Here is a 10,387-nt window from a genome sequence, read left to right as displayed (position 1 = left end):
CGGACCCGGCCGGCGACGACCTGGCCCACCGCCTGGCCCACCGCCCGGCGGGCTGACCGGCCGGGTCAAGGTGCCGGCCCCGACCCGGGCCACCAGTCACCCTCGGCGACCAACTCGTCGTAAGCGCGCTGACCGTGCCCCGGGCCAGGCCGAGCCGCGCGGCGAGGGCCTGGGTCGCGGGCAGCCGGGCCCAGACCGCCGTCCCGGATGGCGTGGCGCACCGCCCGGCTGCTCGACGCGATCCGCGCCGGCGGGGACCATGACCGGTTGACGCCGCCCCGGGCGTTCCCGGCGCCTGCCGAGCGGCAGTCGGTCACCGTGGATCCGGGTGCCCCCGCCGCGTCCGGTTGACCATCGGCCCCCGGGCCGGGAGGGTGGGCGGATGAGCGAGGCTGACGAGACCCGGGACGGGGTGGCGCTGACCAACCTGGACCAGGCGCTGTTCGATGGGGCCGGGGCGACGAAGCGGGACCTGGTCGACTACCTCGACGCGGTGCACGAACGGATCCTGCCGCAGGTGCGCGACCGGCCGCTGTCGGTGATCCGGGTGCGCCCCGGCCAGCCGCCCTTCATGCAGAAGAACCTGCCGAAGTACACCCCGGACTGGGTCCGCCGCACCACCGTCTGGGCCGAGGCGTCCCACCGGGAGATCTCGTACGCCCTCTGCGACGACCGCCGCACCCTGCTCTGGTTCGCTAACCAGCGGGCGGTGGAGTACCACCCGACCCTGGCCACGGTCGAGGACCTGCACCGCCCGACCCACCTGGTGCTCGACCTCGACCCGCCGGAGGGGGACGCCTTCGGGCTGGCCGTGGCCGCCGCCCTGCTGGTCCGGCAGGCGCTCGCCGACGTCGGGCTCTCCGGCGCGGTCAAGACCAGCGGGGCGAAGGGCGTGCACGTCTTCGTACCGGTCGAGGCGGGCGCGAGCGCCGAGGACATGGCCGCGGCCACCCGCGCCGTGGCGGTCCGCGCCGAACGGCTCGACCCGGCGCTGGCCACCACCGCCTTCATCCGCGAGGACCGGGGCGGCAAGGTCTTCGTGGACTCCACCCGGGCCGGCGGGGCGACCGTGGTGGGCGCGTACAGTCCCCGGCTGCGGCCGGGCGTGCCGGTGTCCTTCCCCGTCGACTGGGCCGACGTGGGCGACGTCGCCCCGGCGGACTTCACGATCCGTACCGTGCCGGCACTCGTCGCCGACCGCGACCCGTGGGCCGAGCGGATGCCCGCGCCGCAGCGGCTCCCGGCGGACCTGGTCGCCGCGGGGCACACCATCCCGATCGCCCGGGTGCAGGCCATGCATGAGGGCAAGCGCCGGGCCCGCGCCCGCCGCGCCGCCGGCTGACGTACGCGGACCAGGGCGGCGACCATCCTGATCCATCTGCCGCCGGACGTGGCCGCCGCCACACTCGCGAACGTCGAGTGGCACGCCGACCTGATCGCCCGGGCGCTCCCCGCCGACCTGGCGCCGGACCTGTTGTCCCGGATGCCGGTGGGGGTCCGCCGCGACCTCTCCCTCCCCGGACGGTGACCGCGAGGGGGATGACCCGGTGGGGCGCGCCGCACCGGATACGGCCGTACTCGTCGACGAAGATCCAGCGCCAGCGCTGCTGGCTGCGGCACCGACTCGGTTGCGGGGACCGTCGCCGGGGCGGGCTCACGTCGCTGGGACGGGGACACGCCGTCGGGCCGGTGGGATGGTCGCGTCGCCGGGCCGGCCGTGGCAACCCTGCCGGGACCCGGCTGTGCCCGGGAACGGCCGCGCGCTCGGGTGACACGTTGATCGACCCGTTCGTCCCGGCCGCTACCGTGCGGGGGCACACGACAAAGCCCGGACCAGCTGGCCCGGGCTTTCGTCAACTCCTGGTGCCCCCGGCAGGATTCGAACCTGCGCCCCCGCCTCCGGAGGGCGGTGCTCTATCCCCTGAGCTACGGGGGCTCAGCGACTGGAGAAGACTAGCAAACTCCTCCGCGATCGCCGAATCGGTATGCGGTGATCGACTCCGTGTCGCGGACATCGGGGTGTACGGGGCCCGGATGCCCCGATGTCGGCGACATCGAGTTGATCAGGCCCGACGAGCCCCGCCGGCCGGGTCGCGCCGGCCGGTTCGGTCAGGCCGCGGCGACGGCGCGACCGCAGCTGGGCAGCGGGTGCAGGACGATGCGTCGGGGGAGCCGGCGCGGCCACTCGTTGCGGGGCCAGGAGCCGTCGACGATCAGGTGCACGGTCCGCTGCTCCTCGCCGCTGAGGCGCAGCACGAAGTCCCGGGGGAGCGGCGGGTCGACCGACGGTGTGGTGATCATGAACCGCACCCGGCCGCGGGAGGAGACGGCCGAGATCACGTCCGCGGCCGGCATCGTGCCGCGCAGGCGTACCCGGCCGAGCCAGTAGACCTCCGCCAGGTGCTCCTGCGCCGCCCGGGTGATCGCCGGGTACTCGCTGCGTACCCAGCGCTCCACCGCGCCGACGCAGAGCCCGCAGGCCCGCTCCCGGGGCTCGCGCGGACCCAACCCCCAGGCCCGCAGGTACGCCCCGACCGCGCCGGCGTCCAGCGGCAGCTCGAAGTGGCGCTGGATGAGGGCGTGCAGGCTCTGCCGAGTCCACAGCTCCTCGTCCAGGCCGAACGCGTCGGGGTGGACGCCCCGCAGGAGGTCGATCAGTTCGAGTTCCTGTTCGCGGCTGAGCGTTCCCGGCTCGCCCTGCCGCTGTCCGCGACGGACGGCTGCCACCGCCCCGTCACCGCCGATGGTGTGGCGCCGGCACCAGCTGGTGACCGAACGCCGTGCGTCTCTCAGTGCAACCCCCACGTCCTGCGCAACGAGCCCGAATCGCAACTGGTCACGATATGTGCGGAGAAAACTCTCTTAGTGACGGAATCGGTCGGACCGCGCAGTCGTCTCCAAAGCCTTTAAACCAGACAAAGCATGTAGGAAGCGGGCGCCCAGCGGCTCCTGCCGAAACGATCGAGAGGTCCGCGCCTGCCGGCGGACCGGCGGTGACGCGAACCTCTCGACGGGTGGCGGGGCGGGCGGCCGGCGTTCAGCCGCCCAGGCGCTTGAGCGCGTTCTGGAGGTTGGTGAGGTCGTTGCGCTGGGTGTTCTTCATGGTCTGCGCGGTCTTCACCACGTCGGACTCGTCGCTCGCGTCGAGCACGCCGTCGATCATGTGGATGCCGCCCAGGTGGTGCTTGACCATCATCCGCAGGAAGAGCGTGTCCAGCTCGCGGCCCTGCGCCTCGCGCAGCTTCGCCATCTCCTCGGGGGTGGCCATCCCCGGCATCAGGCCGTCCCTGACCAGGCCGGCCCCGTCGGGCATCCAGGACATCGCCGGCTCGCTGCCCGCCGGGTCCAGCCCCCACGAGCGCAGCCAGGTCTGCATGGTGCCGATCTCACCCTGCTGCGAGGTGGCGATGTCACCGCCGATGCTGCGCACCTCGGGGTCGGTGCCCCGATCGAAGGCGATCATGCCCATCTCCACCGCCTGCGCGTGGTGGGTCATCATGTCCCGGGCGAAGCCCGCCTCGACGGAGGCGTCGCCGGGGCGGGTGAGCCGGGGCGTGAGCAGGCCGCCGGCGTACCCGAGGAGCAGCCCGACCACGACGGCGAGGGCCAGCGCCGCGGTGCCCCAGCGGGGCGCGGACGTCCGGCCCTGTTGCGGGGCCGTGTCGTCGAGCACGCTGCTCTCGATCGTGGTCGGGGCGCTCATCGTCCTCCTCAGCCCTGCGGCGTCTGCGGGTTGTCGCGCGGCGCGGTGCCGGTGGCGGTGATCCCCCCGCTGCACACTGCGGTCGGGCCCTCGATCGAGGCGTTGACCCGCAGGGTCTTGATGAAGTCGTCGATCCGCTTGTCGTCGGCGTTGTCGACCTTGAGCTGGTAGCCCCAGGCCTGCAGGGAGACCGCCTTGTCCAGCCCCTCGAACGGGCTGAGCATGAGCTTCTCCTTGCCCTGGACCTTCTCGCGCAGCTTGGTCACCTGGTCGGCCGGGAGGTCGGGGCGGTAGGTGACCCAGACGGCACCGTGCTCCAGGCTGTGCACCGCGTGCTCGTTGGCGATCGGGGCGTCGTATACGTCACCCATGCAGTTCTGCCAGGCCGCGTTGTGCGGGCCGGCCACCGGCGGGAGCACCGAGTAGGTGATCGCGCCGGCCTGGTGGTTGCCGCCCTCGACCAGCTTCTTGTCCTTCTCGCGGAAGTTGACGATGCCCTCGATGTCGGCGGCGCGGTCCTCCCAGGGCTTGGAACCCTGGAACGACGCCCAGGCGCCGTAGCCGATGATCGACGCGGCGAGCACGCCCACGGCGACGAAGAGCGCGATCGGGCCCCAGGCGCGGCCCTGGCTGACCTTGACCGGGGCGACCGGCTTGCGGGGGCCCTTGCCGCCCGCGCGAGGGGTGCCCGCCGGCTTGCCGGACCCCGCCTTCGCGCCGGCGGCCGGCCGGCCAGCCGCCGGCTTCTTGCCGGTGCTGACCACGGTCGGGCGGCGCTCAGGGCCGCCCGGGGTGCTGATGCTCATCGTGCCTCGTCAGGTCGGTCGGTCAGGGGAACCGGCGGGCCTGGGTTCACATGCTGGTCGCCGCCGCGGGGACCGAGTCTACCCCCGATAACATGGTTCGGTGACTCCCGCAGAACTCGCCGAGGTCGTCCTCTCCGCAGCCCACGCCGTCTTCACCGAGCGGGGCCTGGACCGCTCCGCCCTGCCGGAGCGGACGGCGGTGGAGCGACCCCGAAACCCCGAGCACGGGGACTACGCCTCGACGCTGGCGCTCCAGCTCAGCAAGAAGGTGGGCGTCCCGCCGCGCGAGCTGGCCGCCGGCCTCGCCGAGCAGCTCGGCCGCGCCCCGGGGGTCAAGTCGGTGGAGATCGCCGGGCCCGGCTTCCTCAACATCCGGCTCGACGCGGCCGCCGCCGGCCAGCTCGCCCGGGTGATCGTCGAGGCCGGCGAGGAGTACGGCCGCAGCGCGCGGCTCGCCGGGCAGAAGATCAACCTGGAGTTCGTCTCGGCCAACCCGACCGGCCCGGTGCACATCGGCGGCGTCCGCTGGGCGGCCGTCGGCGACGCGCTGAGCCGCCTGCTGCGCGCCACCGGCGCGGAGGTCGGCACGGAGTACTACTTCAACGACGCCGGCTCCCAGATCGACCGGTTCGCCCGCTCGCTGCTCGCCGCCGCCAAGGGCGAGCCGGCCCCCGAGGACGGGTACGCCGGGGCGTACCTCGCCGAGATCGCCGAGGCCGTCCAGCGGACCCGGCCCGACGTGCTGGAGCTGGACGACGCCGCCGCCCAGGAGGTCTTCCGGGTCGAGGGCGTGGCGCTGATGTTCGCCGAGATCAAGTCCTCGCTGCGCGCCTTCGGCGTGGAGTTCGACACCTATTTCAACGAGAAGGACCTGCACGACCGGGGTGAGCTGGACCACGCCCTCAACCGGCTGCGGGAGCAGGGGCACCTCTTCGAGGCCGACGGCGCAACCTGGCTGCGCACCACCGACTTCGGCGACGACAAGGACCGGGTGCTGCGCAAGTCCAACGGCGAGTGGACCTACTTCGCCGCCGACTGCGCCTACTACCTGGACAAGCGCGAGCGCGGCTTCGAGCGGGTCGTGATCATGCTGGGCGCCGACCACCACGGCTACATCGGCCGGATGAAGGCGATGGCCGCGTGCTTCGGCGACGACCCGGAGCGCAACCTGGAGATCCTCATCGGCCAGCTGGTGAACCTGGTCCGCGACGGCGCGCCGGTGCGGATGAGCAAGCGCGCCGGCACCGTGGTCACCCTGGAGGACATGGTCGACGCGATCGGCGTGGACGCCTCCCGGTACGCGCTGGCCCGCTACTCCAGCGACTCGCCGATCGACATCGACGTCGAGCTGTGGACCCGCGCCACCCGCGACAACCCGGTCTACTACGTCCAGTACGTGGCGGCCCGGACGGCCAGCGTGGGGCGCAACGCGGCCGAGGTGGGGCTGACCCGGGGTGACGCCGACGGCTTCCACCCCGAGCTGCTCGACCACGAGAAGGAGAACGAGCTGCTCAAGGCGCTCGCCGAGTTCCCCGCCGTGGTCGCCGCGGCGGCCGAGCTGCGGGAGCCGCACCGGGTTGCCCGCTACCTGGAGGAGCTGGCCGGGGCGTACCACCGGTTCTACGACAACTGCCGGATCCTGCCCCGCGGCGAGGAGGAGGTCACCGACCTGCACCGCGCCCGGCTCTGGCTCAACGACGCCACCCGCACGGTGATCGCCAACGGCCTGCGGCTGCTGGGGGTCTCCGCCCCCGAGAGGATGTGACATGCGGGCTCACGAGGCCGGCGCCCTGCACGGCGACATCGGCAGCCGGCCGCCCTGGCTGCGTCCTCCGGGCGACGTCAACGCCCTGGTGCCGGAGCTCTGGCCGCGCAACGTCGCCCGGGCGGCGGACGGCGCCCTCGCCGTCGCCGGCCTCGGCGTCCGCGACATCGCGGCCGAGTTCGGCACCCCGGTGTACGTCCTCGACGAGGACGACCTGCGCTCGCGCTGCCGGGACTTCCGCGCCGCCTTCCCCACCGAGGACGTCTACTACGCCGGCAAGGCGTTCCTCTGCCGGGCGGTGGTCCGGATGATCGCCGAGGAGGGCCTGCACCTCGACGTCTGCACCGGCGGCGAGCTGGCCACCGCGCTCTCGGCCGGGATGCCGGCGGAGCGGATCGGCTTCCACGGCAACAACAAGTCGCTGCGCGAGCTGACCCGGGCGCTGGACGCCGGGGTGGGACGGATCATCGTCGACTCGTTCACCGAGATCGACCGGCTCACCGCGCTGGCCCGCGAGCGGGGCGTCCGCCCGAAGGTGATGGTCCGGGTCACCGTCGGCGTCGAGGCGCACACCCACGAGTTCATCGCCACCGCCCACGAGGACCAGAAGTTCGGCTTCTCCCTCGCGGGCGGGGCGGCCGCGGCCGCCGCCTTCAAGATCCTCGACGAGGGCGTGCTGGAGCTGCGCGGCCTGCACTCGCACATCGGTTCGCAGATCTTCGACGCCAACGGTTTCGAGGTCTCCGCCCGGCGGGTGCTCGGCCTCCAGGCGCAGATCCGCGACGCGCGCGGGGTGGAACTGCCCGAGCTGGACCTGGGCGGCGGCTTCGGCATCGCGTACACCACCCAGGACGACCCGGCCACTCCGCAGGACCTGGCGAAGCGGCTGCGCAAGATCGTCGATGGCGAGTGCGCCGCCGAACGGCTGGCCGTGCCGCATCTCTCGATCGAGCCGGGCCGGGCCATCGTCGGGCCGGCGGTCTTCACGCTCTACGAGGTGGGCACGGTCAAGGACGTCGACGGGATCCGGACGTACGTCAGCGTCGACGGCGGGATGAGCGACAACATCCGCACCGCGCTCTACGACGCCTCGTACTCGGCGACCATGGCCTCGCGGGCGTCGACCGCGCAGCCGATGCTCGCCCGCGTGGTGGGAAAGCACTGTGAGTCCGGGGACATCGTGGTGAAGGATGAATTCCTGCCCGCCGACGTGCAGCCCGGAGATCTTGTCGCGGTGCCCGGCACGGGCGCCTACTGCCGGAGCATGGCCAGCAACTACAACCACGTGCCCCGGCCCCCGGTGGTCGCGGTGCGGGCCGGCCAGGCGCGTCTGATCGTCCGGCGGGAGACCGAAGAGGACCTGCTCGCATTGGATGTGGGATGACGTCACCTGTGCGCCTGGCGCTGCTCGGCTGCGGCACGGTCGGTAGCGAGGTGGTCCGGCTGCTGCACGAGCAGTCGGCCGACCTCGCCGCCCGGATCGGCGCCCCGCTGGAGATCGCCGGCATCGCCGTACGCCGTCTCGGCCGCGACCGGGGCGACCTGCCGGTCGACCCGGCCCTGTTCACCACCGATCCGCTCGGCCTGATCAAGTCCGACGACGTGGACGTGGTGGTCGAGGTGGTCGGCGGCATCGAGCCGGCGCGCGGCTGGCTGGTCGAGGCGCTGCGGGCGGGCAAGAGCGTGGTCACCGCCAACAAGGCGCTGCTCGCCGAGGACGGCGCCGCCCTGCACGACGCGGCGGCCGAGGGCGGCGGCGACCTTTACTACGAGGCCTCCGTGGCCGGGGCCATCCCGCTGCTGCGCCCGCTGCGCGAGTCGCTGCACGGGGACCGGATCAACCGGGTCACCGGCATCGTCAACGGCACCACCAACTTCATCCTCTCCGCGATGGACGCCACCGGCGCCGGCTTCGCCGAGGCGCTGGAGGAGGCCACCGAGCTGGGGTACGCCGAGGCGGACCCGACGGCCGACGTGGAGGGCTTCGACGCGGCGGCCAAGGCCGCCATCCTCGCCTCGCTGGCGTTCCACACCCGGGTCGGCGCGGCCGACGTGCACCGGGAGGGCATCACCGAGGTGACCGCCGCCGACGTGGCCAGCGCCAAGGCCATGGGCTGCACGATCAAGCTGCTCTGCATCGCCGCCCGGGGCGCCGACGCCACCGGCCGCGAGACCGTCAGCGTCCGGGTGCACCCGGCGATGATCCCGCTGAGCCACCCGCTGGCCGGCGTCGGCGACGCGTTCAACGCCGTCTTCGTCGAGGCCGAGGCGGCCGGGCAGCTGATGTTCTACGGTCGGGGCGCCGGCGGCGCGCCGACCGCCAGCGCGGTGCTCGGCGACGTGGTGGCGGTCGCCCGCAACCGGCTCGCCGGGGTGCGCGCGGCCAGCGAGTCGGCGTACGCCGACCTGGCGGTGCGGCCGATGGGGGAGGCCCTCACCCGGTACCACATCAGCCTCGACGTGGCCGACCGTCCCGGTGTGCTGGCTGCCGTCGCCGGGGTGTTCGCCCGGCACGACGTCTCCATCGCCACCGTGCGGCAGGGCCCGGCGGGCGGCGGCGCGGCCGGCCGGGGCGAGGACGCCGACCTGGTCATCGTCACCCACGTGGCACCGGACGCCGCGCTCGCCGCCACCGTGCGCGAGCTGCGCGGGCTGGACATCGTCCGCTCGGTGGCCAGCGTGCTGCGGGTCGAGGGCGGGCTGTGACCTGCCCGGTGCGGCGTCTTTCGCCCGCCGTGGCCGGCGTCCGGGCCGACCGGGGACCGCGGCCCGGCGGGGTGGGTACGCGCGGGCCGGTGGCGGCCACGCCGGTGGGCCATACCGGGCGGGTGCGGGCGGCGTCTCGCCTGGTGGTTAAGGGTGGGTGTGCCGGTGGGCGGTCGGGCAGGCTGGTCCACGCTGGGAACGTCCCCAGCTCGGCGGGGCGGTAGAGGCGAGGAGAGCGACATGTGGCGGGGTCTGATCGACGCGTACCGGGACCGGCTGCCGGTCACCGACGCCACCCCGGTCGTCACCCTGCACGAGGGGAACACCCCGCTGCTGCCCGCGCCGGTGCTCTCCGCCCGGCTCGGCTGCGACGTCTACCTGAAGGTCGAGGGGGCCAACCCGACCGGCTCGTTCAAGGACCGGGGCATGACGCTCGCGGTCTCCAAGGCCGTCGAGGCCGGCAACAAGGCGATCATCTGCGCCTCCACCGGTAACACCAGCGCCTCCGCCGCCGCGTACGCGGCCCGGGCCGGGCTGACCTGCGCGGTGCTCGTGCCGCAGGGCAAGATCGCGCTGGGCAAGCTGGCCCAGGCGCTGGTGCACGGCGCGAAGCTGCTCCAGGTCAGCGGCAACTTCGACGACTGCCTCTCGCTGGCCGCGAAGCTCGCCCAGGACTACCCGGTCGCGCTGGTCAACTCGGTCAACATCGACCGGCTGCACGGCCAGAAGACCGCCGCGTTCGAGATCGTCGAGGCGCTCGGCGACGCGCCCGACATCCACTGCCTGCCCGTCGGCAACGCCGGCAACATCTCCGCCTACTGGATGGGCTACTCCGAGGAGGTGCGGGACGGCAACGCCACCCGGGCCCCGAAGATGTACGGCTTCCAGGCGGCCGGCGCCGCGCCGATCGTCACCGGTCAGGTGGTCCGCGAGCCGTCCACCATCGCCACCGCCATCCGGATCGGCAACCCGGCCAGCTGGACCAAGGCGCTGGACGCCCGGGACTCCTCCGGCGGGCTGATCTCCTCGGTCACCGACCGGGAGATCCTGGCCGCGTACCGGCTGCTGGCCCGCGAGGTCGGGGTCTTCGTGGAACTGGGCAGCGCGGCCAGCGTGGCCGGCCTGCTCCAGCAGGGCGCCGCGGGCACGGTCCCGGCCGGCTCGACGATCGTCTGCACGGTCACCGGTCACGGCCTGAAGGACCCGGAGTGGGCCATCTCCACCGCCCCCGCCCCGGTCACCATCGCCAACGACCCGCTCGCCGCCGCCCGCTCCCTCGACCTGGCCTGACTGTGAGCATGGCGGGGTCGGCTCAGTAGTGGTGAGCTGATTGCTGGCAGTGGCAGGTGTGACCCTTGGCCTGACTGGCCCTTGTGCCTTTGGCGGGACTTGTCCGTCTGCTGCTGC

10 protein-coding genes and 1 tRNA gene are annotated in these 10,387 nt (G+C 73.4%); 7 read left to right on the top strand and 4 right to left on the bottom strand.

From position 1 onward, the window contains the following. The first annotated feature begins 207 nt into the window (after positions 1-207). The 3 genes from NCC78_RS20855 to NCC78_RS20845 are packed head-to-tail and all read left to right on the top strand — an operon-like array spanning position 208 to position 1,528. Positions 208-351 carry a hypothetical protein gene (locus tag NCC78_RS20855; RefSeq protein ID WP_250796423.1) on the top strand — a complete coding sequence of 48 codons (144 nt, stop codon included), beginning with the start codon at positions 208-210 and terminating at the stop codon, positions 349-351. A gap of 31 nt (positions 352-382) precedes the next feature. Then, on the top strand, positions 383-1,342 hold the full coding sequence (gene ligD / locus NCC78_RS20850; RefSeq protein WP_250796421.1) for a non-homologous end-joining DNA ligase: 960 nt from the start codon (positions 383-385) through the stop codon (positions 1,340-1,342). Between the two features lie 48 nt (positions 1,343-1,390). Next, a complete protein-coding gene (locus NCC78_RS20845) occupies positions 1,391-1,528 on the top strand; it encodes a hypothetical protein (RefSeq protein ID WP_250796419.1) in 138 nt (45 codons plus the stop codon). A gap of 333 nt (positions 1,529-1,861) precedes the next feature. On the opposite strand, the gene NCC78_RS20840 is transcribed toward NCC78_RS20845, so the two are convergent. The 4 genes from NCC78_RS20840 to NCC78_RS20825 form a co-directional block, all read right to left on the bottom strand. Further along, positions 1,862-1,936, bottom strand: a tRNA-Arg gene (locus NCC78_RS20840). Between the two features lie 173 nt (positions 1,937-2,109). After that, entirely contained in the window at positions 2,110-2,805 is a 696-nt protein-coding gene (locus NCC78_RS20835; RefSeq protein ID WP_250796426.1) for a winged helix-turn-helix domain-containing protein, read from the bottom strand. A 232-nt stretch (positions 2,806-3,037) separates the two neighbouring features. Then, a complete protein-coding gene (locus NCC78_RS20830) occupies positions 3,038-3,703 on the bottom strand; it encodes a DUF305 domain-containing protein (protein ID WP_250796418.1) in 666 nt (221 codons plus the stop codon). An 8-nt stretch (positions 3,704-3,711) separates the two neighbouring features. Continuing rightward, a complete protein-coding gene (locus NCC78_RS20825; RefSeq protein WP_250796417.1) occupies positions 3,712-4,509 on the bottom strand; it encodes a thioredoxin-like domain-containing protein in 798 nt (265 codons plus the stop codon). Positions 4,510-4,609: 100 nt separating this feature from the next. Between NCC78_RS20825 and argS the strand changes: the two genes are divergently transcribed. The 4 genes from argS to thrC all read left to right on the top strand — a co-directional run bounded on the left by argS (position 4,610) and on the right by thrC (position 10,270). After that, entirely contained in the window at positions 4,610-6,274 is a 1,665-nt protein-coding gene (gene argS, locus NCC78_RS20820) for an arginine--tRNA ligase (RefSeq protein ID WP_250796415.1), read from the top strand. 1 nt (position 6,275) lies between these two features. Then, positions 6,276-7,658 carry a diaminopimelate decarboxylase gene (lysA, locus tag NCC78_RS20815; protein ID WP_250796414.1) on the top strand — a complete coding sequence of 461 codons (1,383 nt, stop codon included), beginning with the start codon at positions 6,276-6,278 and terminating at the stop codon, positions 7,656-7,658. An 8-nt stretch (positions 7,659-7,666) separates the two neighbouring features. Further along, entirely contained in the window at positions 7,667-8,980 is a 1,314-nt protein-coding gene (locus tag NCC78_RS20810) for a homoserine dehydrogenase (RefSeq protein WP_250796425.1), read from the top strand. 240 nt (positions 8,981-9,220) lie between these two features. After that, positions 9,221-10,270 (top strand): threonine synthase, encoded by a 1,050-nt coding sequence (thrC, locus tag NCC78_RS20805; protein ID WP_250796413.1) that lies wholly within the window; start codon positions 9,221-9,223, stop codon positions 10,268-10,270. The last annotated feature ends 117 nt before the right edge of the window (positions 10,271-10,387 follow it).

The organism is Micromonospora phytophila (genome assembly GCF_023656545.1).
GTDB classification, from domain to species: domain Bacteria; phylum Actinomycetota; class Actinomycetes; order Mycobacteriales; family Micromonosporaceae; genus Micromonospora; species Micromonospora phytophila.
Note: the sequence above shows the minus strand (reverse complement) of the source record. Positions and strands in the feature narration are given on the sequence as shown.